Source organism: Embleya sp. NPDC127516, from assembly GCF_044765325.1.
Taxonomy (GTDB): domain Bacteria; phylum Actinomycetota; class Actinomycetes; order Streptomycetales; family Streptomycetaceae; genus Embleya.
The window spans coordinates 1-24,344 of sequence record NZ_JBIWJT010000063.1 but is presented as its reverse complement, the minus strand read 5'-3'; the positions used below and the strand labels follow the sequence as shown (position 1 = coordinate 24,344).

At 71.3% G+C, this 24,344-nt stretch carries 10 protein-coding genes; 9 read left to right on the top strand and 1 reads right to left on the bottom strand.

Annotated elements, in window-relative coordinates; genetic code table 11:
• The 5 genes from ACIRL2_RS50385 to ACIRL2_RS50365 all read left to right on the top strand — a co-directional run.
• A partial coding sequence (locus tag ACIRL2_RS50385; protein WP_402242388.1) for an SDR family NAD(P)-dependent oxidoreductase occupies positions 1 to 3,516 on the top strand: 3,516 nt, incomplete at its 5' end.
• Positions 3,516 to 10,121 (top strand): SDR family NAD(P)-dependent oxidoreductase, encoded by a 6,606-nt coding sequence (locus ACIRL2_RS50380; RefSeq protein ID WP_402242385.1) that lies wholly within the window; start codon positions 3,516 to 3,518, stop codon positions 10,119 to 10,121. The genes ACIRL2_RS50385 and ACIRL2_RS50380, both read left to right, overlap by 1 nt.
• A gap of 1 nt (position 10,122) precedes the next feature.
• A complete protein-coding gene (locus ACIRL2_RS50375) occupies positions 10,123 to 13,242 on the top strand; it encodes a type I polyketide synthase (RefSeq protein WP_402242382.1) in 3,120 nt (1,039 codons plus the stop codon).
• 207 nt (positions 13,243 to 13,449) lie between these two features.
• The gene (locus ACIRL2_RS50370) at positions 13,450 to 16,677 is read left to right on the top strand and encodes an amino acid adenylation domain-containing protein (RefSeq protein WP_402242379.1); all 3,228 of its coding nucleotides are present in this window, start codon (positions 13,450 to 13,452) and stop codon (positions 16,675 to 16,677) included.
• 91 nt (positions 16,678 to 16,768) lie between these two features.
• The gene (locus tag ACIRL2_RS50365; RefSeq protein WP_395873043.1) at positions 16,769 to 18,286 is read left to right on the top strand and encodes an FAD-dependent monooxygenase; all 1,518 of its coding nucleotides are present in this window, start codon (positions 16,769 to 16,771) and stop codon (positions 18,284 to 18,286) included.
• Positions 18,287 to 18,506: 220 nt separating this feature from the next.
• On the opposite strand, the gene ACIRL2_RS50360 is transcribed toward ACIRL2_RS50365, so the two are convergent.
• Positions 18,507 to 20,060 carry an MFS transporter gene (locus tag ACIRL2_RS50360; protein ID WP_402242376.1) on the bottom strand — a complete coding sequence of 518 codons (1,554 nt, stop codon included), beginning with the start codon at positions 20,058 to 20,060 and terminating at the stop codon, positions 18,507 to 18,509.
• 212 nt (positions 20,061 to 20,272) lie between these two features.
• Between ACIRL2_RS50360 and ACIRL2_RS50355 the strand changes: the two genes are divergently transcribed.
• From ACIRL2_RS50355 to ACIRL2_RS50340, 4 genes are all read left to right on the top strand, one after another.
• Entirely contained in the window at positions 20,273 to 21,232 is a 960-nt protein-coding gene (locus ACIRL2_RS50355) for an RNA polymerase sigma-70 factor (protein WP_395873044.1), read from the top strand.
• 1,212 nt (positions 21,233 to 22,444) lie between these two features.
• Positions 22,445 to 22,951, top strand: a complete 507-nt coding sequence (locus tag ACIRL2_RS50350) for a hypothetical protein (protein ID WP_395873045.1) — start codon at positions 22,445 to 22,447, stop codon at positions 22,949 to 22,951.
• Positions 22,952 to 23,067: 116 nt separating this feature from the next.
• Positions 23,068 to 23,910, top strand: a complete 843-nt coding sequence (locus ACIRL2_RS50345; protein ID WP_395873046.1) for a DUF4097 family beta strand repeat-containing protein — start codon at positions 23,068 to 23,070, stop codon at positions 23,908 to 23,910.
• A gap of 75 nt (positions 23,911 to 23,985) precedes the next feature.
• The coding region (locus ACIRL2_RS50340; RefSeq protein ID WP_402242390.1) for an ATP-binding cassette domain-containing protein at positions 23,986 to 24,344 on the top strand (359 nt) is incomplete at its 3' end.

The following is a 24,344-nucleotide window of genomic DNA, read 5'->3' as shown; positions in this document are numbered from 1 at the left end:
GGTCGTTCGGTGTTCGAGCGTCGGGCGGTGGTGATCGGTCGGGAACCGGCGGATTTCCGGGATGGGTTGGCGGCGTTGGCCGCGGGTGAGCCCTCCGCCCGTGTGGTCACCGGGACGGTGCCCGCGCATTCGGGTGGGACCGTCTTCGTCTTTCCGGGGCAGGGTTCGCAGTGGGTCGGCATGGGTGTGGCGTTGATGCGGACCTCGCCGGTGTTCGCCGAGCACCTGAAGGCCTGCGCGGCGGCGTTGGAACCGTTCACCGGCTGGAGCCTGATCGACGTCCTCCACGGCGCTCCGGGCGCCCCCACCCTCGATCGCGTCGACGTCGTCCAGCCCGCACTGTGGGCGGTGATGATCTCGCTCGCCCGGTTGTGGGAGCACCTGGGCGTCACCCCGGACGCGGTGGTGGGTCATTCCCAAGGCGAGATCGCCGCCGCGCACATCGCCGGCATTCTCACCCTCAACGACTCCGCGCGCATCGTGGCGTTGCGTTCGGGGGCATTGGCCGGCATCGCCGGTCGGGGCGGCATGTTGTCGCTGCCGCTGGGCGTGGCGGCTGCCGAGGATCTCGTCGCCCCCTGGAAGGGGCGGGTTGCGGTCGCGACGGTCAACGGGCCGTCGGCCACCGTGGTCGCGGGTGACGCGGACGCGTTGGCCGAGATCCTCGCCCACTGCGAGGGCACGGGCATCCGGGCCCGGAAGATCCCGGTGGACTACGCCTCCCACACCCCGCACGTCGAGGCCCTGCACGACCGGCTCCTGGAACTGCTGGCCCCGGTGCGTCCGCGGGAGGCGGCAGTGGCGTTCTATTCGACGGTGGCCGGTCGCACCGGCGGCCCGCTGAGCGACACGAGCGTGATGGGCGCGGCGTACTGGTACGAGAACCTGCGCACCACCGTGGCGTTCGAGACGACCACCCGTGCCCTACTGGACGACGGCCACACGCTGTTCATCGAGGCGAGTCCCCACCCCGTCCTCGTCCACCCGCTCCAGGAAACCGCCGAAGACCACCCCGGCACCGGCGAGATCGCCATCACCGGCACCCTTCGCCGAGAGGAGGGCGACTGGCAGCGTGTGCTGCACTCCCTGGCCGCCACGCACACGCACACCACCGCCGACTGGTCGGGCTTCTACGCCCCGACGCAGTCCGTCGACCTGCCCACCTACCCCTTCGAACACGAACGCTACTGGCTGTCGGCCACCGACCGAGCCGGTACCGACCGTGCGTCCGGCGCCGCTTCGGACCCGGGCGAGGTCGAGTTCTGGGCAGCGGTCGACCGGGAGGACCCGGACGCGCTGATCGGCACACTGGGGCTGGGCGACGCGAACGGTGAGCGCGACGCCGTCGACGCCGCCCTTCCGGCCGTACTGTCCGCCATGTCGTCGTGGCGGCGGCGCAGGCTGGATCGGGCGGAACTGGACGGCCTGCGCTACCGGGCCACGTGGAAGCCGCTGCCCGACATCGGGACCGGGGCGACGCCGGGACTGGAGGGGAGCACCTGGCTGGTGGTCGTCCCCGAGGCGATCGCCGCGGACCCCGCCGTGCAGACGGTGCTCGACGCGATCCGGCAACGCCGTGCCCACGTGGTCCGATGCGACGTCGCGCCGACCGACCTGCGGGACCGGGCCGCGCTCGGCCGGCGGCTCGTCGCCACGCTCGCCGAGGACGAGGCGCCCGGCGGTCCGACCGGCGTGCTGTCCTTCGCCGCGCTCGTCGACGACGGCTTGACCGCCGCGCACGAACCGGTCTCCGCCGGCCTCGCGGGCACGGTTGCCCTGGTGCAGGCACTGGAGGACGCGGGCGTCGAGGCCCGACTGTGGTGCCTGACCCGGGAGGCGGTGTCCACCGGGAACGCGGACGCCGTCGCCAACCCGCTGCAGGCCCAGATCTGGGGCCTGGGCCGGGTGGTGGCGCTGGAGCGGCCGGAACGGTGGGGTGGGCTCGTGGACGTGCCCGCCCGGCCGGACGGGCGCGCCGTGGAGTTGCTGTGCGCGGTTCTCGCCGGTGTCGACGCGGGGCACGGCGTCGGCGCGGGCCACGGCGAGGACCAGGTGGCGGTGCGCCCCTCGGGAGTGTTCGGGCGGCGACTGGCGCGGGCACCGCTGGGTGACGCGCCGGTGCCGGAATGGCGCCCACGAGGCACCGTGCTGGTGACGGGCGGCGCGGGAGCGGTCGGAGCGCAGGTCTGCCGCCGGCTGGCCGAGGCCGGAGCACCGCACCTGCTGCTGGTCGGCAGGCGTGGCCGGGACACGCCCGGCATCGCGGAGCTGGAGGCGGAACTGACGGCGCTCGGGTCGCGGGTGACCGTGGCCGCGGTCGATGTCGCCGACCGGGACGGGCTGCGGGAGTTGCTCGCGTCGGTTCCGCGGGAGTATCCGCTGACCGCGGTGATTCACAGTGCCGGGGCGCTCATGGACGGATTGGTGCAGACCCTCACGCCGGAGCAACTGGAGCGGGTACTGCGGCCCAAGGTGGCCGCCGCGACCGCGTTGCACGAGCTCACCGCCGATCTGGAGCTGGAGGCGTTCGTGCTGTTCTCCTCGGCCGCCGGCGTCCTGGGCAACGGCGGACAGGGCGGGTACGCCGCAGCGAACGCCTTCCTCGACGCGCTCGCCCAGGTGCGGCGGGCGTCCGGGTTGCCCGCGACCGCTGTGGCCTGGGGGTCGTGGGGCGGTGGCGGCCTGATGACCGGCGAGGTGGAGGAACGCCTGCGCCGCAAGGGGCTGCCGCCGATGGCCCCCGAGACGGCGCTGGCCGCGTTGGCCGCCTCGCTCGGCCGGCAGGAGACGCAGGTGACGGTGGCTCGGGTGGAGTGGGCGGACTTCGCGCCCGGCTTCACCGCGGTCCGCCCCAGTCGGCTCATCGCCGATCTTCCCGATCTCGCCGTGGCCACGACGGCGCACTCCGCGGGTGGTCACGCCGGTGGCGCGGCGGAGGGCGAACTGGTGCCCCGGTTGCGGGAGATGCCGGACGACAAGCTGGACGAGGCCCTCCTGGAGACCGTCCGCGCGCACGCCGCGGCGGTCCTGGGCCTGAAGGGGCCGGACGCGATCGGTACCGAACGGGCTTTCAAGCTGGCGGGCTTCGACTCGCTGACCGCGGTGGAGCTGCGGAACCGGCTACGACGCGTGACCGGATTGCGGGAGTTGCCCACCACGTTGCTGTTCGACTACCCGACGCCGGTTGCCGCGGCGCGGTACCTGCGGGAGGAACTGTTCCCCCAGCGGTCGGTCGGCGGCGGTACCCCCGGCCGGTCGGCGGATGTGGACGATGCCGAGGTGCGGGATCTGGTGCTGTCGATTCCGCCGGCGCGGCTGCGCGAGGCGGGGCTGTTGGAGTCACTCCTCAGCCTGGCCGGCCGCCCGCCGGTCGGCGGCGCCGAGACGAATGGCGCGAACGGTGCGGGTCACGCGCCGGAGAACGGCGACGGGCCGTCGCTGGACGAGATGGGTGTGGACGAGATGGTGCGCATGGCGATGGGGAACGGCGTTCCCGACGAGACGCGGAGGTCGTGATGGCCGAATCGAATGACGCCGTTGTCGAGGCGTTGCGGGCATCTCTCAAGGAGACGGAACGCCTGCGCCGCGTGAACGCCGAACTGTCCGCGGCGTCGCGCGAGCCGATCGCGATCGTCGGCATGAGCTGCCGCTACCCGGGCGGTGTGCGCTCGCCGGAGGACCTGTGGGATCTGGTCGTCGCCGAACGGGACGCCATCTCCGACTTCCCGCGCAACCGCGGTTGGAATCTCGACGAGCTGTACGCCGCGGAGCCGGGCACCCACGGCAAGTCGTATGTGCGCGAAGGCGGCTTCGTCTACGACGCGGACGCGTTCGACCCCGGCTTCTTCGAGATCAGCCCGCGCGAGGCGATGGCGATCGACCCGCAGCAGCGTCTCCTGCTCCAGGCCTCGTGGGAGGCGATCGAGCGGGCGGGCATCGACCCGACGACGCTGCGCGGCAGTCGCACGGGTGTCTTCGTGGGGATCGCACACCAGGACTACGGGCCGCCGATGCACGCGTCGCCGGAAGTGCTCGAGGGCTACCTGTTGACCGGCACCTCGACCTCGGTCGCCTCCGGGCGCATCTCCTACACATGGGGTCTCGAGGGGCCGGCCGTCACGGTCGACACGGCCTGCTCGTCGTCGCTGGTGACGCTGCACATGGCCACCCAGGCGCTGCGGAACGGCGAGTGTTCGCTGGCCCTGGCCGGCGGCGTGACCGTGATGACGATGCCCGGCGCGTTCATCGAGTTCAGTCGCCAGCGCGGGTTGGCTCCGGACGGCCGATGCAAGCCGTTCGCGTCCGCCGCGGACGGCACCGCCTGGGGTGAGGGCGTGGGGCTGGTCCTCCTCGAACGCCTCTCCGACGCGAGGCGGAACGGCCATCGGGTGCTGGCGGTCGTGCGCGGTTCGGCGGTGAACCAGGACGGTGCCAGCAACGGTCTGACCGCCCCCAACGGCCCCTCCCAGCAACGCGTCATCCGGCAGGCCCTGGTGAACGCGCGGTTGACGGCCGACCAGGTGGACGCCGTCGAGGCGCACGGTACGGGCACCACGCTGGGTGACCCGATCGAGGCGCAGGCGCTGCTGGCCACCTACGGCAAGGACCGGCCCGAGGACCGGCCGCTGTGGGTGGGGTCGGTGAAGTCGAACATCGGCCACCCGCAGTGCGCGGCGGGCGTGGCGGGTGTCATCAAGATGGTCATGGCCATGCGGCACGGCACCCTGCCGAGGACGCTGCACATCGACGCGCCGACACCCCACGTGAACTGGTCGGCGGGCGCGGTGGAACTGCTCGCGAAGGCGCGGCCGTGGCCGGAGACCGGCGGTCGGCCACGGCGGGCCGGCGTGTCGGCGTTCGGCGTGAGCGGCACCAATGGGCACCTGATTCTCGAACAGGCGCCCGAGGAGGTCTCGGCGCCGGAGGAAATGCCGGCCTCCGGGCAGAGGCCGGCGTCCGACGCCGCCGACCAAGGGTCGGGCGGTGCCGGTGGGTTGGTGCCGTGGGTCGTGTCGGCGCGCTCGGAGCGGGCGTTGCGGGCGCAGGCGGGGAAGCTGCGCGACTTCGCCGCCGCCGGCGCGGACATCGCCGACGTCGGTTGGTCGTTGGTGTCGACCCGGGCCCGGCTCGAGCACCGCGCGGTGGTCCTGGGGCGTGACCGGGACGAGTTGCTGAGTGGGATGGCGTCGTTGCGCGACGGGGTGGAATCCGCCGGGGTGGTGCGTGGCGTCGCCGGGAAGCTCGGTGGTTCCGTCTTCATGTTCCCGGGGCAGGGGGCGCGCTGGGCCGGTGTGGCACGGCCGTTGTACGACACCTTCCCCGTCTTCGCCCAGAGCCTCGACGAGATCTGCGCACGCTTCGACGCGCATCTCCCCTTCGCCCTGCGGCCCCTGCTCCTGGCCGACGAGCCCGCGGAACGCGAGCGCACGGACATCGCGCAGCCGGCGCTGTTCGCCCTGCAGGTCGGCCTGTACCGGCTCATGACGCGCTACGGTCCTCGGCCGGATCACCTGATCGGTCACTCGGTCGGCGAGATCGCCGCCGCCCACGTCGGTGGTGTCCTCGACCCGGACTCCGCGACCCGGCTCGTGGCGGCTCGGGGGCGGGTCATGCAGACGGTCGGCGAGCGGGGCGCCATGCTGGCGGTACGCGCTTCGGAAGACGAGGTGAACGCCCTGCTCGAGGGGTACGACCGCGTCGGTGTCGCCGCTGTCAACGGCCCGGCGTCGGTGGTGATCTCGGGTCTTCGCGAGGAGGTGCACGACCTCCGGGAACGGCTCGTCGCCGGCGGCACGTCGGCGAGGCTGCTCGAGGTCGACCACGCGTTCCACTCCCCGCTCATGGACCCGATCCTGGCCGAGTTCGCGGCATCGATCGGCGCGTTGCCCGCGGGTGAGATGGCGATCCCGGTCGTCTCGACCCGATTGGGGCGCGAGGCCACGGTCGAGGAGTTGACGTCCGTCGGGCACTGGGTGAACCACGTCCGCGAACCCGTGCGCTTCTTCGACGCGGTCGTGTGCGCCCGGGCGGCCGGAGCGAACGTATTCCTCGAAGTGGGACCGGGCTCGACCCTCGCGAGCATCACCAAGGAGACCTTCGCCGGCGAGGGCGTGGAGGACGCGGTGGTCCTGTCGTCGTCGCGGCGGGACCGCGGGTCGGTGGAGGTGCTGGTCGGCTCGCTGGCCCAACTGTACGTCCGAGGCGAGGCGGTGGACTGGGCCGCCCTGCTCGGGGCGGGTCGGCGGGTGGATCTGCCGACGTACGCGTTCGAGCGGCAGCCGTACTGGTGGGACACCTGGGCCGCGCTGGGCGCCGCGGACGTGGCCTCCGCCGGCCTTTCGGCTCCGGAACACCCGATGCTGGGCGCGGTGATGGACCACCCCGGTACCGACGAGGTTGTGTTCACCGACCGGTGGTCCCTGCGAACCCACGCCTGGTTGGCCGATCACGCCGTGTTCGGCGCGGTCGTCGTACCGGCGACGGCGTTCCTGGACCTGGCGCTGTCGGTGGGCGACTTCGTCGGGTGTGCCTCGGTCGAGGAACTCTCCCTGGAGGTTCCCCTGTTGCTTGCCGACCCGGGCGACGTGCAGGTGCGGGTGGTCGTCGGCGCCGCGGACGATACGGGACACCGCCGCCTGGACGTGTACTCGCGTCCCGGCGCCGAGGGCCACACGGTGGGCGGCTGGACCCGTCACGCGACGGGGAGCCTCGCACCGACCCCGGCGCGCTCGCCCGCGCGGACCGATGCCGCGCCGGCACCGGCGGTGTGGCCACCGGTGGGGGCCGGGCAACTCGACATCGGCGGCCTCTACGACTTCCTCGCGGACACGGGTTTCGACTACGGCCCCACGTTCCGCGGCCTGCGCGAGGTGTGGCGCCACGATGACGATCTGTACGTGCTGGCCACGCTGCCCGCGACCGACGACGGCTCGTCGGGCTCCGGGTTCGCACTGCATCCGGCGCTGATCGACGCGGTGTTGCACGCGGTGGCGGTCGGTGGCGTCGTGGGCATGGACGACGGCCGGGGCTGGATGCCCTTCTCGTGGTCCGGGGTGGACGCGACCGGGGAGTGCGGCCCGAGCGTGAAGGCCCGGATCACCCCGGTCGGCGAAGGGGTCGTGTCCGTCGCGATCGCCGACGAACACGGCCGCGACATCGCTCGGGTCGCGGCGCTGACGTTCCGACCGGCCAGTGCCGAACAACTGCGCTCGGCACGAGGCGGGCCCGAGCAATCGCTGTTCGAAGTGCAATGGCGACCGCTGCGGGACAGCGAGCGGCGGGAACCCTACCGGGGGCAGTGGGGTGTTCTCGGGACCAAGGACGGCCTGGCTTCGCGCCTGTCCGCGGCGGGCGGTGAGGCGGTCCCGCGCTACGAGTCGATCGAGGATGTCCCCGCGGGCCGGGCGCCCCGGCACATCGTCCTGTGCCTGGACGACTTCCTCGCCGCCGACCCCGACCTGCTCGCCGAGGTCGGCGGAGCGAACGCGCACGTGCTGGACCGGATCCAGCGATTCCTCGCCGAGGAAACGTTCGCCGAATCCACGCTGACCGTGCTCACCCGCCTGGCCCTGGACACCGCCGGCGGGGCGAACGTCGAAAGCCTTCCCGGCGCGTCCGTGTGGGGCCTGATCCGGTCCGCCCAGGCCGAGCACCCCGGCAGGTTCAAGCTGGTGGACATCGACGACGAGGAGACCTCCCTCGCGCGCTTCCCGGACGTACTCGCCCTCGGCGAAGAACAACAGGCACTGCGTGGCGGCGAGTACCTCACGCCCCGCATGGCACCGACCGCACCCGCGCGGCACCGGATCGAGCCACCGGCGGCCGGCGCGCACCGGCTGGGCATCCCGACCAAGGGCACCCTGGAGAACCTGACCTGGGTTCCCTGCCCCGAGGTGGAGGCGCCGCTGACGAGCGGGCAGGTTCGGGTCGCCGTGCACGCCGCCGGGCTCAACTTCCGCGATGTGACGATCGCCCTGGGACTGGTGGAGAAAACCGCCTTCGACGCCGGACTCGGCAGCGAAGGCGCCGGAATGGTGCTGGAGGTCGCGGACGACGTCACCGACCTCGCGCCGGGTGACCGCGTGATGGGCGCCCTCACCGGCGCCTTCGGCCCCGTGGCCGTGATGGATCACCGCCTGCTCGTGCCCGTGCCCGACGGGTGGAGTTACGCCGAGGCGGCGTCCATGCCGACCGCCTTCCTCACCGCCTACTACGCGCTTTTCCACGTGATGCGGCTCGAGAAGGGACAGCGGATCCTCATCCACGCCGCGGCGGGCGGCGTCGGGATGGCCGCCGTGCAACTCGCGCAGCACATCGGTGCCGAGGTGTACGGAACCGCGAGCCCGGCCAAGTGGCCCGTCCTGCGCGGGCTGGGGCTGGACGACGAGCACCTGGCATCCTCGCGGGACCTGGAGTTCGCGGACAAGTTCCTGGGCTCCTCGGATGGTCGCGGCATGGATGTCGTGCTCAACTCCCTGGCACACAAGTTCGTCGACGCCTCGCTGAGGCTGCTCCCCAACGGTGGGAACTTCATCGAGATGGGGAAGACGGACATTCGCGATCCCCACCGGGTGGCGGCCGATCACCCCGGGGTCGACTACCGGGCCTTCGATTTCTACGAGGAGAGCCCGGACGCGATCCAAGAGATGTTCCGGGCCGTCATGGAACTGTTCGCCGACGGGCGAGTGCGGCTGAACCCGATCTCCATCCGCGACATTCGCGACGCGCGCAAGGCCTTCCGCGAGATGAGCCAGGGCCGCCACGTCGGCAAGTTGGTCCTGGACGTGGGCGGGGGGTTCGGCGGTGGAAGTGTGCTGGTCACCGGCGGGACCGGGGGAGTGGGATCACTGGTGGCGCGGCACCTGGTCGCCGAACACGGTGTGCGGAGTCTGGTGTTGGCGAGCCGTCGGGGCATGGCGGCGGACGGAGCCGCCGAATTGGTCTCGGACCTCGCGGCGGCCGGCGCGGTGGTCAAGGTCGCGGCGTGCGATGTCGCGGACCGGGCCGCCCTCGCGGATCTGCTCGCGGACATGCCGCCGCGGTACCCGCTGACGGCGGTCGTGCACGCGGCGGGGGTGCTGGCGGACGGCACGGTCGAGTCGCTGACCGACCACAGCCTCGAACGCGTGCTGCGCGCCAAGGTCGGCGGTGCGATCAACCTGCACGAGCTGACCCGTGAACACCACCTGTCGGCGTTCGTGCAATTCTCCGCCCTCGCGGGCACGCTCGGCAGCGCGGGACAGGCGAACTACGCCGCGGCGAACGCGTTCCTGGACGGTTTGGCGGCGCGGCGCAGGGCGTCCGGCCTGGTCGGCACGTCGCTGTGCTGGGGCTGGTGGGAGCGCAGCGGGATGACCACGGACCTGGACGAGGTCGACGTCTCGCGGATCCGGCGGCTGGGCATCGCCGAGATGCCGACACCCCAGGCGCTGGCCCTGTTCGACGCGGCGTGCGCGATCGACAAGCCGGTGCTCATCCCGGCCCGGGTGGATCTCTCCGTGCTGCGGAACATCACCGGCGAGGAGCCGCCGCTGCTCCTGCGCGACCTCGTCGACGGCAGCCGCCCACTTCGCAACCGGACGAGCACGAGCAGGGACGGCGGCGCCCTCGGCCTACCCGCCGGATGGATCGGCCTGCCGGAGGGCGAGGCGCAGGCAGCCGTGCTGGACGCGGTCCGCGAGCAGGCCGCCGTCGTGCTCGGACACCCGTCCGGCGCGGCCATCGATGCCGACGAGGCGTTCACCCACCTCGGATTCGACTCGCTGACCGCGGTCGAACTGTGCAACCGCCTTGCCTCCTCCACCGGATTGCGCCTGCCGTCCACCATCGTCTTCAGCTACCCGACGCCACGCGAGTTGGGGCGGCACGTCTTCGGCCTGCTGCGACCGGCACCGGACCCCAGCGCGGTCGAGGAGGCGCGGATTCGAGAAGTGTTGCGGACCGTCTCGATCGAGGGCCTGCGGAACGCGGGCGTCCTGGAACTGGTTCTGGCGTACGCCGAAGCGCCTCGAGCGGAAGACGCCGACGGTCATCTGCCGGATACCGGTACCGACGCCGGCGTACTGGCGGCCATGGACTTGGAAGCACTCGTCGGCCTGGCTCTGGACGAGAGGGGTGAGTGACATGGTCAACTCGGCGGATCGCACGGCGGAAGGCGCGGACCGGGTCGAGCGGGCGCTTCGCACGCTGCTGGAGGAGCGCGATCGGCTCCGGCAGGAGAACGACGCGCTGAAGGCCGGGCGTGGTGAGCCGATCGCCGTGGTGGCCATGGCCTGCCGCTACCCGGGAGGCGTGTCGTCGCCCGAGGAGCTGTGGACTGTGATCCGCGACGGCCTGGACGTGGTGGACGAGTTCCCGCAGGACCGCGGCTGGCGGGATGTGTTCGACCCGGATCCCGACACCCTGGGCGGCTCGTACGTGCGCCACGGAGGCTTCCTGACGGATGTGGCCGCCTTCGACGCGGAATTCTTCGGTGTCAGTCCGCGCGAGGCGTTGGCGGTCGACCCGCAGCAGCGCCTGTTGTTGGAGACCTCGTGGGAGGCCCTCGAACGGGCGGGCATCGTTCCCGCCGACGTGCGCGGGGCCGACATCGGTGTTTTCGCCGGAGTGAGTTCCTCCGAATACGGGGCGCGTTTCCTGGAGGAGGACAAGCACGAACTGGAGGGCTACCTGCTGCAAGGCAGCACGCTGAGCGTGGCCTCCGGCCGGGTGGCGTACGAACTCGGACTGACCGGGCCCGCGATGAGCGTGGACACGGCGTGTTCGTCGTCGCTGGTGGCGCTGCACCTGGCGGTGCAGTCACTGCGGTCGGGGGAGTGCTCGCTCGCGTTGGCGGGTGGGGTGTCGGTGATGTCGACGCCCGCGATCTTCGTGGAGTTCTCCCGGCAGCGGGGTCTGGCGGCCGACGGCCGCTGCAAGTCCTTCGCGAACGCGGCCGACGGGACCGGCTGGGCCGAGGGGGTGGGCGTGTTGCTGCTGGAACGGCTGTCCGACGCGCGCCGCAACGGCCATCCGGTGCTGGCCGTCCTTCGTGGTTCCGCGGTGAACCAGGACGGCGCCAGCAACGGGTTGACCGCTCCCAACGGCCTCGCCCAGGAGAGGGTGATCCGCAAGGCTCTGGCGAACGCGGGGGTCTCGGCCGCCGAGGTGGACCTGGTCGAAGCCCACGGCACCGGAACCGTGCTGGGCGATCCGATCGAGGCAGGCGCGCTGTTGGCGACCTACGGTCAGGGGCGGGCCGAGGGCAGGCCCTTGTGGCTGGGGTCCATGAAGTCGAACATCGGTCACGCCCAGGCCGCCGCCGGGGTCGCCGGTGTCATCAAGGCCGTGATGGCCATGCGCCACGGGCACCTGCCGAAGACCCTGCATGTGGACACGCCCTCGGCACACGTGGACTGGTCCTCGGGCGCGGTCGAACTGCTGGTGGAGGGGCGTGAGTGGACCCGGGCCGACGGTCCGCGGCGGGCCGGGGTGTCGTCCTTCGGGGTCAGCGGCACCAACGCGCACGTGATCCTGGAAGAGGGGCCGCCGCCGGCGGGGGCGGGCGAACGGGCCGCGGGTGCGGCCCTCGCCGACGGTCTGGTCCCGTGGGCGGTATCGGGCAAGAGCGCGGCGGCGTTGGCGCGGCAGGCGGGTAGGCTGCACGACTTCGCCGCCGCCGACCCCGGGGTCGATCTCGCGGATGTCGGCTATTCGTTGTCGTCGAGCCGATCACGCTTCGACCATCGCGCGGTAGTGCTGGGCCGCGGACGGGACGAGTTGCTGAACGGTTTGGCGTCGTTGCGCGACGGCGCGGAGTCCGCGGCGGTCGTCCAAGGGGTCGCGGGAAACCCCGCAGGCGTGGTCCTCATGTTCCCCGGACAGGGGTCGCAATGGGTCGGCATGGGCCGGCGGTTGTACGACACCTTCCCCGTCTTCGCGGACAACCTCGACGCGTGTGCGGCCGCGTTGGCCCAGTGGGTCGACTGGTCGCTGCTCGACGTGGTGCGCGGCGTGGCGGGAGCGCCGACCCTGGACCGGGTGGACGTGGTGCAGCCGGCGCTGTTCTCGGTGATGGTGTCGATGGCCGCGTTGTGGCGGTCCTGGGGAGTGGAACCGGCCGCGGTGGTCGGGCACAGCCAGGGCGAGATAGCCGCCGCCCACGTGTGCGGCGCGTTGTCGTTGCGCGACGCCGCCAAGGTCGTGGCGCTCCGCAGCAAGGCCCTGGTGGCATTGATCGGTCACGGCGCGATGGCGTCGGTCGTGGAGTCCGCCGAATCCGTGGAGGCCCGGCTGACTCCGTGGAACGACCGGCTGAGCATCGCCGTCGTCAACGGACCCCGCTCGGTGGTGGTGTCCGGGGAACCCGACGCACTCGAGGAATTCGTCGAGAAGATGAAGGCCGAAGGCACTCAGGCCCGGAGAATATCGGTCGAATACGCCTCGCATTCGCACCACGTGACCCGGGTCCGCGATCAGGTGATCGGCCCACTGTCCGATGTGCGCCCGAAAACGTCGACACTACCCTTCTATTCGACCCTGCACGGCGAAAGAATCGATACCGCGAAGCTGAACGGCGAGTATTGGTACGAGAACCTGCGGGAAAAGGTTCGCTTCGAATCGTCCGTCCGCCGGCTGGTCGACGACGGTTTCCGGGTGTTCATCGAGATGAGCCCGCATCCCGTGCTGACCGTCCCGGTGCAGGAGATCGTCGAGGACCTGGACGACGTGCTGGTCCTGTCCTCGGCGCGGCGGGACCGGGACGAGGTGGAGGCCGTGGTCGGCTCGCTGGCCCAACTGCACGTGCGGGGCGGCGCCGTGGACTGGAACGCCCTGTTCGGGGCGCGCCTGCGAGTGGACCTGCCGACGTACGCGTTCCGCCGGCAGCGGTACTGGCTGAACTCTTCGCCCGCGGCGACATCCGCGCAGGCGGCCCCGACACGGCTTCCCGCAGGTGAGGATCACCTCGTCCCCCTGTCGGACCTGCTCGCCACGGCGTCCGACGACGACGCGCGGGCACTCGTGCTGGAGCACGTCGTGGAGAAGGTCGCCGTCGTGCTCGGCCACCCCTCCGCCGAGACGGTGGACCCCGACCAGGAGTTCAAGGACGTCGGATTCGACTCACTGCTGGCGGTGGAGTTGAGCAAACGTCTGAGCGCCTCGACCGGACTCAAGCTGAGGGGGAACGCCGTACTGCGGTATCCGACACCAAGGAGGATCGCCGAGCACATCAGGTCCTCGATGGCCACCCGTGTGCCGCGCTGACCCACCGTGTTCCGGCTGTGTTCGGGCCGTCTTCCAGGGTATTTCCGCCCGCGGTATGTCCCGCCGGCGGGACACGGCACGTTCGACCGCGGCTTGCCCCGCCGCCGCGCCCGGTTGTCTTGACCGGCTGATCCACTTACGTGACGGTGGAGTCCATCTGCGAATTCCTCCGGTTCCCGGGCCTATTTCGTCGAGGGGTTGATCCGCTTGAGTTCGTTCGGTGCGTCGTCCGCGCACAAGGGATTGTGGCTGGCACAGAAGATGTCTCCCGACATGTTGAACCATGCGCTGACCATGTGCGATGTGGACGGTGAACTGGACGCGACGGTCATGGAATGCGCGTTTCGGCACGTGCTGGGCGAGGCGGAAGTGCTGTGCGTCAATTTCGTCGACGACGGCAGCGGGCTTCGGCTGGTGCCCCGGCAATTGGGCGATTGGCGGCCCTTCTTTTTGGATCTCAGCGCCGAGACCGATCCCGAGCAGGCGGCCCGGGAGGCGCTGGCCGACATGCTGCGGCAGCCGTTCGACCTGGAGCGGGATCTGCTGTTCCGACTGGGCGTGGTCAAACTCGCGGCCACCCGCTCGCTCGTGGTGATCGCCTACCACCACCTCATATCCGACGGGTTCGGGGCCGGCATCGTGACGCAGCGCCTTGCCGAGGTGTACACGGCACTGGCGCGGGGCTCGGAGATACCGGAGTTGCCACACCCGTGGGATCTCGAATCGTTCGCGGACGCGGCGGCGGAATATCAGGACTCCCCGGCATTCGCCGACGACACGGAATTCTGGCGCGAGTACCTGGCGGACGCGCCCCCACCCGCGCAGGTTCCGCGCGTGGCGCTGTCGGACGCGACGCGGTCCGCGCTGTCCGAACCGATGAGCAGCGCCGACCGCTGGGCGGAGGTGGCCGAGTGCATCGGCATGGTCAGCCGAACGCTGACCGTGCCGCGCGCCGAGGCGGACACGTGGACCGAGACCGCGAAGTCCATGGGTGTATGGATGTCGTCACTGCTGACCACGGCCGCGGCGGTGTTCCTCGGACACCGCTGCGATCGTCGCGAGTTCCTGCTCTCGCTGGCCGTGGGCAACCGGGTCGGGGCAGCGAGCAGGACGCCCGGTCTGGCGGTGAACGTGGTGCCGGTGCGCGTACGGGTTCCGCTCGGAGCGACCTTCACCGAGGTCGCCGACGCGGTGGGCGACGAGACGTATGACATCTTCGGCCACACCCTCTGCCACTACTCCGAGATCCAGCGCGCGAGCGGAACGGTCCTGAGCGGTCGCGGGAGTTTCGGCGCCGTCATGAACATCGTCGAGTTCGCCGAACAACTGCACTTCGCCGACAGCGCGGCGCGTTACTCCGGCGCGACGAGCGGGACGTTCGACGAGTTGTCGATCGGGGTCTACACCGACGGGAGCGCCGACAGCGACCTCTACTTCCGGCTCGACGCCCCCGCGGACCTGTACTCCCGCGCGGAACTGGGTTTCATCGGAAGCGAGTTGATCGCCTACATCCGGGCCCTGACGGCCGCCGATCCGCAACTGCCGGTCGGTGCGCTGGACGTCGTGAGCGGTCTCGAGCGCGAGCGGGTGCTCACGGCACCCAACGCCACGGACGTACCGCTGCCGGGACTGTCGGTTCCGGAACTGTTCGCGCGGCAGGTGGGCCGGGCCCCCGACGCCGTCGCGGTGATGTCCGGGAACTCCGCGCTCTCCTACCGGGAGTTGGACGAGCGGTCGAGCCGCCTGGCCGGGGCACTGCGACGTCGGCGCGTCGGACCCGAGACGGTCGTGGCGGTGGCGCTGCCTCGATCGGCGGACCTGGCCATCGCCCTGCTGGGGGTGGCGAAAGCGGGCGCGGCCTACCTGCCGATCGACCCCGCGTTCCCGACGGAACGCCTCACGACCGTGATCGGTGCCTCCCCGGCGCGCCTACTGCTCACCGACGCGACGACGGCCGAGGGGCTCTCCCCCGATCCGGGTGTGCCGGTGATGCTGTTCGAGGACGTCCGGTCGAACCTCGCCGACGACACCGGCGAACGGGCGCGGGAGACTCCGGTCCCGGTGCACCGGGACGGCCTGCTGGCCGTGACGTACGGCCACGCATCGGCAGGTGCGGCCGCCGGCGTCGCCGTGACACACCGCAACATGGAGCGGTTCGTCCTGGATCGCCACTGGCGAGAAGACGGCCGCGGAGCCGTGTTGTGGCACACCCCGCAGACCTCCGACGCGCTCGCCCTCGAACTGTGGGTCCCCCTGCTGAACGGCGGCCGGGTGGTCGTGGCCCCTCCGGGAGAACTCGACATCGACACGCTGACCGAGTTGCGAACGTCGGACGAGATCTCCGCGGTATGGCTGCCCGTGGGTCTGTTCTCGGCGATCGCGGCGGAACGCCCGGAGTGCCTCGCCGGATTGCGCACGGTGTGGACCGGTGCCGACCACGTGTCCGCGGCCGCGCTGCGCCGGGTGCGGGAGGCATGCCCCGACCTGACACTCGTCAACGGCCACGGTCCGGCGGAAACGATCGGGTTCGCCGCGTGCCACCGCTCGACGGCGGACGAACCCGCGCGGCACCCGGGCGCGATCGGACGCCCGATGGACAACACCGCCCTGTACGTGCTGGGTCCGGGATTGGCGCCGGTCCCGGTCGGCGTGACCGGGGAGCTGTACGTGGCCGGTCCCGGCGTCGCGCGTGGATACCCCGGGCACCCCGGGCAGACCGCGGAGCGGTTCGTGCCCTGTCCGTTCGGTCCGCCCGGCGGGCGCATGTACCGGACCGGGGACCGGGTGCGGTGGGGCGCCGACGAGCGGCTGGAGTACGTGGGCCGGGCCGACGCCCAGGCACAGATCCATGGTGTTCGGGTCGAGCCGGTCGAGGTCGAGGAGGTGCTGTCCGAGCACCCCGGGGCCGCGCAGTCGCTGGTGACCGTCGGGGCGGACGACTCCGGGCAGCAGCGATTGGTGGCCTATGTGGTGCCGGCCGGCGGCCGGGGCGACCTCTCGGGTGAGGAACTGCGCCGGTTCGTGGCGGGGCGATTGCCGGAGTTCATGGTGCCGTCGGTGTTCGTGACGCCGGCCCGCATACCGACGACGGCCGGCGGAAGAGTGGACCGGGCGTCGCTGCCGGAGCCCGAGTTCGACGACGGGAAGTACCGGGCACCGCGCAACGACACCGAGCGGGTGCTGGCCCAGGCACTCGCCGACGTGCTCGAACTGGACCGGGTGGGCATCGACGACGACTTCTTCGAGATGGGTGGCAACTCGCTGCGAGCGATCAGGCTGGTCGGCCTGATCCGGTCGGAGCTGAACCAGGAGGTGTCCATCCGCACGTTGTTCGCGGCTCGTACCATCGCCGGCCTGTCCGACATGTGGAAGGACCTCGCCCAGTCCAGCAGGCCGGCCCTGCGCAGGAGGACGAAGGACGGCGAAGTCCTCTGAGCATTCCGGCACCGACGTGTCCGGACCGGCCGATCCACTGCCGTGAACGTGATTCGACGACAGCAAGAACACAGGCGAATGGGGCAACGACATGGGACACACCGGCCTGGACACGGACGTGGTGATCGCGGGCGCCGGGCCGACGGGCTTGATGCTCGCCTGCGAGCTGCGGCTGGCGGGCGTCGACGTGATGGTGGTGGAACGTCTTTCGGAGCGGACGGGCGAGTCGCGAGCCGGTGGGATGCACTCGCGCACCCTCGAGGTGCTGGACCAGCGCGGAGTCCTGGACCGCTTCCTGGCCGTCGGCGAACTGACGCCGGTGGGCCACTTCTCCGGGCTCTGGCTGGACTTCGACGGCCTCGAGTCCAGGCACCCCCTCCCGTTACAGCTCCTGCAGTCCGCCTTCGAGCGGATCCTGGAGGAGTGGGGCACCGAGCTCGGCGTACGCGTGCGCCGGTCGTCCCAAGTGTGCGGGATCCACCAGGACGAGACCGGCGTGGCGGTCGAGCTGGGCGCGGCGGAGGCGACGTCCGCGACGCTGCGCGCCCGCTACCTCGTGGGCTGCGACGGCGGACGCAGCACGGTGCGCAAACTGGCGGGCATCGACTTCCCGGGCACTCCGGCGACCATGACCGCGCTGCTCGGTGACGTCGAACTCCCGGACCTGCCGGAAGAGTTCATCTTCGGGCGGCGCTATCCCGGCGGCAACTTCTCGGCGTTCTCGCTGGAGCCGGGCTGGCACCGGGTGATCACCACCGAGTACGACCGGGTCGCCGACCGCGACGACCCGGTGACGTTCGAGCTGCTCCGCGAGTCGCTGATCAGGCTCGTGGGCACCGACTACGGCATGCGCAACCCCAGGTGGATCTCCCGGTTCGGTGACGCCGCGCGGCAGGCCGCCCGGTACCGGGAGGGCCGGGTGCTGCTCGCGGGCGACGCGGCGCACATCCACTTCCCGGCCGGCGGGCAAGGACTGAACCTGGGAGTGCAGGACGCGGTCAACCTCGGCTGGAAGCTCGCCTCGGTGGTACACGGCCGGGCGCCGGAGACTCTGCTGGACAGCTACCACGCCGAGCGCCACCCCGTCGCGGAGCGCGTTTTGCACAACACCCGGGCACAGGAGGCGCTGGCCCGCCCCGGTGCCCAGATGGACGCGCTCCGCGACGTGTTCGGCTCGCTCATGGTGTTCGACGACGTCAACCGGTACCTGCGCGGCATGCTCACGGCCCTCGACATCCGCTACCGGGTCGGCGGCAACCATCCGCTGGAGGGCCGCCGGGTTCCCGACGCCGACCTCAAGACGCCCGACGGCGCGACCCGCGTCTACAAACTGCTGCATGCCGCCCGCCCCGTACTGCTCGACCTGCGCGGCAGCGCCGAGGTGGCGGCGACCGCCAAGAGCTGGGCCGATCGCGTCGACCTCGTCGAGGCGCGCAGCGAGGACGACCACTGGCCCGTCCCGATCGTCGGTGAGATCCCCGCTCCCGCCGCGCTCCTCATCCGCCCCGACGGACACGTCGCCTGGGCGGCCGACACCGCCGGCACCCCCGACACCTCGGCGCTTCGAACCGCCCTCGCCACCTGGTTCGGCCCGGCCCGGCGAAGGTGAGACACCACCCGCCGGTTTTCGAAGTCCGCCGAAGAACGGCGAAGCCCGCGCGCCGGCACCCGCCGTCCCACGGACACCGAGTCGCCCGCGAGGGGACCGGCCGGCCATCGACATCGCGGGGGTGCCTCGCCGAGAGCTCCGGTCTCGATCCGTGCGAGACCGGAGCATCCTCGCGCGTGAGCGGTGTCGCCGGTCGATCGATCGATGCCGACCGTTGGGGTCAGGTGTGCGCCGGCAGCGGCTCGGCACCGTGGTCGTCCGCGAGGGCGGCCTTGCCGTCGGTGGCCTCGGGCCATTCGGCGTCGTCGGAGGTTCCGGCGCCGGTGTCGGCGCCGAGTTGGTCCGGACGAGCCGTGTTCATCAGCGCGGCGACGATCAGCGCGCCCACCACGATGATCCCCGCGGCCCACGCCCCCGCCTCCGCGAAGCCCTCCACCAGTGCCTGCTTCGCGGTCGCCGGGCTGCTGTCGTGTGAGGCCAGGTAGTCCACGGTCGCGCTCGTGGCGATGGTGTTGAGCAGCGCGGTGCCGAGCGAACCGCCGATCTGCTGCGCGGTGTTGACGGTGGCCGAGGCCACACCCAGGTCGCCGTGGTCGACACCGTGGGTGGCGTAGTTGATGGCCACCGGCATGACCAGGCCCGCGCCGAAGCCGAGCAGGAGTTGCGAGATCAGCACGCCGCCGGCGTACGAGGTGTCCGGTTCCACCGTGATCATCCACAACATGCCGACGGCGTTGACGAGCATGCCGGGCACGATCAACGCCCGCGGCGGGAACTTGGGCATCAGCCGGGTGCTGAGCCCGGCGGCCGACACCAGGACCGCAACGGCCATGGGCAGGAAGGCCGCCCCCGTCTTGGTCGGCGAGTACCCCTTGACCACCTGCATGTAGTAGGTCATGAACAGGAACGCCCCGAACATGCCGATGACGGCCAGACCCACGGCCAGGTACGCGCCGCCGCGGGTGCGGTCGGCCACCACGCGCAGCGGCAGCAGCGGCTGCGCCACCCGGCTCTCGACGAAGACGAACACCGCGAGCAGTACCGCACCGGCGGCCAGCAGGCCGAGTACCGTCGTCGAGCCCCAACCGTCGGCCTCGGCCCGGGTGGTGGCGTACACGATCGCGACCAGCCCGCCGGTCACCAGCAACACGCCCGGGATGTCCAAGCGCGCCCTGCCCACGCGCCGCGACTCGGCCAGCACCGTGTACCCGCCGATCGCGGCGACCAGGGCGATCGGGATGTTGACGTACAGGCACCAGCGCCAGTCGAGGTAGTCGGTCAGCGCCCCGCCGGCCAGCAGCCCGATCGTGCCGCCCGCGGCGCTGATGCCGCCCCAGATCCCGAACGCCTTGGTGCGGTCCTTCGGTTGGGTGAACGTCACCGTCAACAGCGACAGCGCAGACGGCTGGAGGAGCGCACCGAACGCACCCTGCACCGCACGGGAGACCAACAACATCTCGAAGTTCCCCGCCGCGCCGCCGAGCGCCGACGCGGCGGTGAAACCGAGCAACGCGATCAGGAAGGTCCGCTTGCGGCCGACGTAGTCGGCGATCCGGCCGCCGAGCAGCAGCAGGCTGCCGAACGCCAGCGTGTACGCGGTGATGATCCACTGCCGGTCGGCGTCGGAGACCCCGAGGTCCCCCTGGATGGACGGCAGCGCGATGTTCACGACGGTGGCGTCCAGTACGAGCATGAGCTGGGCCAACCCGATGAAGAACAGCGCGACCCAGCGGCGCGATGGGCCCGCCGGGGCCTGCGCCTTCGTGGTTGCCATGACGTGGTCCTCACTCGTGGTGGTACGTGCCGCGCCGATCCTTCGCGCGGCGTCCTGACCTTCACGAGACGTGCGCGATTCGGTCCGCGTGACAGCGGCGTGATGTGCCGTATGTCACCCGGTCGTAGGTGTCACAGAGCGGTGGAGGCCGGCGTCTTGTGCGTACGGGTACGGGAACCGGCATGGGAACGAACGGGTGGGAGAAGCCAGGCATGAGCGCAAGCAGCGAGGAACCAGAGGCGGGCGCGGCGGAGACGACCGAGCCGCCCCGCGTCGGCGACGGTCGCGCGGACTCGGCCGCGGCCACCGAGGCGTTCGTGGCCCACCGCAACCTCCTTTTCACCGTCGCGTACGAGATGCTCGGCTCGGCCGCCGACGCCGAGGACGTTCTGCAGGAGGCCTGGTTGCGCTGGGCGGGGGTCGACCTGGCCGTGGTGCGCGAGCCGCGCGCGTTCCTGGTACGGATCGTCACCCGGCTGGCGCTGGACCGGCTGCGTGCGCTCGACCGCCGCAAGGAAACCTACGTCGGCCCCTGGCTGCCCGAGCCGCTCCTGACCACGCCCGACGTGGCGGAGGACATCGAACTGGCCGACAGTCTCTCCATGGCGATGCTGCTGGTGATGGAGACGCTCACGCCGACCGAGCGGGCGGTGTTCGTACTGCGGGAGGTGTTCGACGTCGCCTACGACGAGATCGCCGAAGCCGTCGGCAAGAGCCCCGCCGCGGTCCGCCAGATCGCCCACCGGGCACGGGCGCACGTCGCGGCACGCCGCCCACGCGATGTCATCTCCCCGGCCGAGACCCGAGCCGCGCTCCAGGCCTTCCAACGAGCGGTCGAGACCGGGGACCTGCAAAACCTCGTCGACATCCTCGCGCCGAACGTCGTGGCCCTCAGCGACGGCGGAGGAATCAGGCACGCCGCGGTGCGCCCGATCGTGGGAGCCGACGACGTGGCCCGCTACCTGGCCTTCGGCCTGACCAGATTCACCGCCGGCACATCGATCGAGCCGGTCCAGATCAACGGTTGGCCCGGACTCATCATGCGCCGCGCCGGAGAGATCCACGGCGTGATGGCAATGCGCGTCGAGGCCGGCCTGATCACCGGCCTGTACACGGTGCGCAACCCCGAGAAGCTGTCCCGCCTGGAGCAGGAGACCGAGCTGAGCCGTTGAGGCGGGAACGATCCGGGGCCAGTCCGGGGGAAGCCGATGGATCGGGCCGTGCGAAGGTGCGGGCCCGAAGGAGAGCGTGCCGGGCGGCGGGCGGCTCTCGACGGAGTCGACACCTGGGTCGACTTCGGCACGCGGGTTCAGGTAGGTGGAGTCGGCGTGCTGGTAGGCGACTTGGCCCAGGAAGTCCTGGAGCGGTTTCCTGGTCGTGTGCGGGTCGTAGGAGCCGGGCGTGGTCCCGTAGCCGGTGTTCGGCTCGCAGCCGTCGCCCGGTTGCGCGTAGACGTTGGGGCCGGGGAGACCGGCGATCGTCGAGATGACCGCTTTGACGTCGTTGGTCGCCTCCGGGCCGGGGACGGGGTGGCGCAAGAAGGGCTCCGCGTGGCGTGGTCGGGTGCGTCGGTATGAAGACCCGTGTAGTCGCCGAAAACCGTCGCGCCGGCCACGAGCCGGGGCGTGATCCAGGCCATGGCATCGGTGCGTGCGGGGCGAGGGCGCCTGTCTTCCGGGGCTGTCCCGGGTCGGCGTTGCGTGGCGCCCTGCGGCTCCGGCCACTGCTTGACCCGCGCGGGCCGAGGCGGTCGGTGCGCCGTTCGCCGGAGAAGCTCGGGTGGTTGGTCGAAGCGTGGCCAAGATCCGGATATGGGCGTGTCGGAGGTGGGAGAGGTGGCCGGGACTTGTCGGATGACGGACAAGGAGCCGAGTCGGGCGGCGCGATCGGCAATGCCGTGCCGGGTCCGCGCTCTGGCTGCGGGCGTCGGAGGGGATCGACCCGGTGGGGAGGCGGCCGATCGCGACTCCACACGTGGCCGGCCGGGCGCTGAAGGGCGGGCCCGATCGTGCCGCCTCGGCTGAGTCGGCCCGGCGACAGCCCGCAAGGCGCAGCGATCGCCCGCGAGGTGAAGCGAGAGCCCGTTAAGCGGAGCGAGAGCCCGCGAGGGGAGCGCGAGCCGCTTTATGTGACAAACCCCGGCATCACATGACACCTGTGGCGCCCCCTGGCGCCATCTGGTGTCGCCGAACGTCATGGTGACCCTCTCGGCGCCATCCGGCGCCATTCCTTGCCCCAGGGGGCCCATGGGTGCGCAAGGCGCCACTGCGGCTTGGGCCTCCTTCTTCACGTTTTCGCAGGTAGAGAGGCCGTTCGTAGCCTGGTTCCAGGTGGGGTGCCACCCGGGCTTGCAAATGGCGCCATTGTGCTGCCATGATGACGTCATGGACCTCGCACCGTACGTCGACACCCTCCGCCGCGAACTTGCGGTGGCCGCCGAAGCCGGCGGCGAAGATGCCCGCGAACTGGCCGAGCGGCTTATCGCTCCGCTGGAGTCGGCGACTCGTCTGACCATGCTCAACGTGCTCTCCGCCGCGATGGACGAGATCACTCGCGAGCTCGCCCCCGGGTCGGTCGACATACGGCTGCGCGGACTGGACCCGGACTTCGTGGTGACGCCGCCGCCCGCCGACGGTGGCGCCGCCGCGGAGCCGGTCGAACCGTTCAGGGCTCGTGCGCCCACCGACGGCGACGAGGGCGCCGCCGCCCGCGTCAACCTGCGTCTGCCGGCCCACCTGAAGGCGAGGGTCGAGGAGGCCGCGAGTCGCGAGGGCCTGTCGGTCAACGCGTGGCTGGTACGGGCCGTGTCGGCCGCGGTCGACGGCGCGCGGCCACGTACGACGGAGAAGACCCAGAACATCGGACAGAGCTTCAACGGCTGGGTGCGCTAGCCGCAACGGCCCGGCCCACAGCAGCACTTCACCTCCACCGCTTCGCCCCCACCACTTCACCTCCAGCACGTCCTACCAGCGGGGACGTCCTGAAGACCCGAGAGGACGAGACAGCCATGCCTTCTTTCGACACTCCCGAACCGATCTCGATCACCGCACACGTGGAGGCCGGTTCCATCCAATTCACCGCAGGCGACCGCCTCGACACCGTGGTCGAGGTCCGGCCCCGCGACCCGAAGCGGGAGCAGGACGCACGGGCGACCGAGCAGACCGAGGTGACGTTCGCGAACGGCGCATTGACCATCAGCACGCCCAAGTCCAGCCTGTTCGGCCGCACCGGCACCGTCGACGTGAAGGTCGAACTGCCCGCCGGCTCGCGCATCGACATGACCGGATCCTGGACCCAGGTACTCGGCGAGGGACGGCTCGGCGAGGTCCGCGTGAAGACCTCCTCCGGCGACGTCCGGCTCGACACGACCGGCCCGCTGAACCTGATCGCGTCGCACGGCTCGATCACCGTGGACCGGGTCGAGGGCATGGCCGAGATCACCACCAGCTCCGGAAGCCTGCGCGTCGGCGTCGTCGACGGCCCCGCCGTACTGAAGAACTCGCACGGCACCACGACGGTCGACGCCGCGACCGGCGAGCTGCGGGTGAGTGGCGCCAACGGCGACATCGAGATCCGGCGCGCCGAGGACTCGGTCACCGCCACCACTGCCCACGGCACTCTGCGAGTGGGCGAAGTAGCCTCCGGCACAGTCCAGTTGGAGACCTCGCACGGCGCCATCGAGGTCGGCGTCCGCGAGGGTACGGCCGCCTGGCTCGACGTCAGCTCCAACTCCGGCCAGGTACGCAACACGCTCGCCGCGTCCGACACCCCGGAAAAGACCGAAGACGCCGTCAAGATCCGCGCCCGCACCCGCCACGGCAACATCGACGTACGCCGCGCCCGGGTCTGAGCACCGCATCCTCGATCGGCCCCATTCCCCGCCCACTTCAGCCTTCGAATGGAGGGCCCCGTGCCTTCTCCCACGCTGCCCACGTCCAGGCGGGCCAACGGTCACGCGTCGCCGGCCGCCGTCTCCGCCACCGATCTGCGCAAGTCGTACGGCGACAAGGTCGTGCTCGACGGCATCGACCTGCGCATCCCGTCGGGGTCGGTGTTCGCACTGCTCGGGCCGAATGGCGCCGGCAAGACCACCGCAGTGAAGATCCTGTCCACGCTCATCGGCGCCGACGGCGGACAGGCTCAGGTCGCGGGTCACGACGTCGCCGCGTCACCGAACGGTGTGCGGGCGGCGATCGGCGTCACCGGGCAGTTCTCCGCCGTCGACGGGCTGATCACCGGCGAGGAGAACATGCACCTCATGGCCGACCTGCACCACCTGTCCAA

Bases quoted from the DNA above. Each gene is read 5' to 3' on its own strand.
- ACIRL2_RS50380 (WP_402242385.1), top strand. From the start codon at position 3,516: ATGGCCGAATCGAATGACGCCGTTGTCGAGGCGTTGCGGGCATCTCTC.
- ACIRL2_RS50375 (WP_402242382.1), top strand. From the start codon at position 10,123: ATGGTCAACTCGGCGGATCGCACGGCGGAAGGCGCGGACCGGGTCGAG.
- ACIRL2_RS50365 (WP_395873043.1), top strand. From the start codon at position 16,769: ATGGGACACACCGGCCTGGACACGGACGTGGTGATCGCGGGCGCCGGG.
- ACIRL2_RS50360 (WP_402242376.1), bottom strand. From the start codon at position 20,060: ATGGCAACCACGAAGGCGCAGGCCCCGGCGGGCCCATCGCGCCGCTGG.
- ACIRL2_RS50355 (WP_395873044.1), top strand. From the start codon at position 20,273: ATGAGCGCAAGCAGCGAGGAACCAGAGGCGGGCGCGGCGGAGACGACC.
- ACIRL2_RS50350 (WP_395873045.1), top strand. From the start codon at position 22,445: ATGGACCTCGCACCGTACGTCGACACCCTCCGCCGCGAACTTGCGGTG.
- ACIRL2_RS50345 (WP_395873046.1), top strand. From the start codon at position 23,068: ATGCCTTCTTTCGACACTCCCGAACCGATCTCGATCACCGCACACGTG.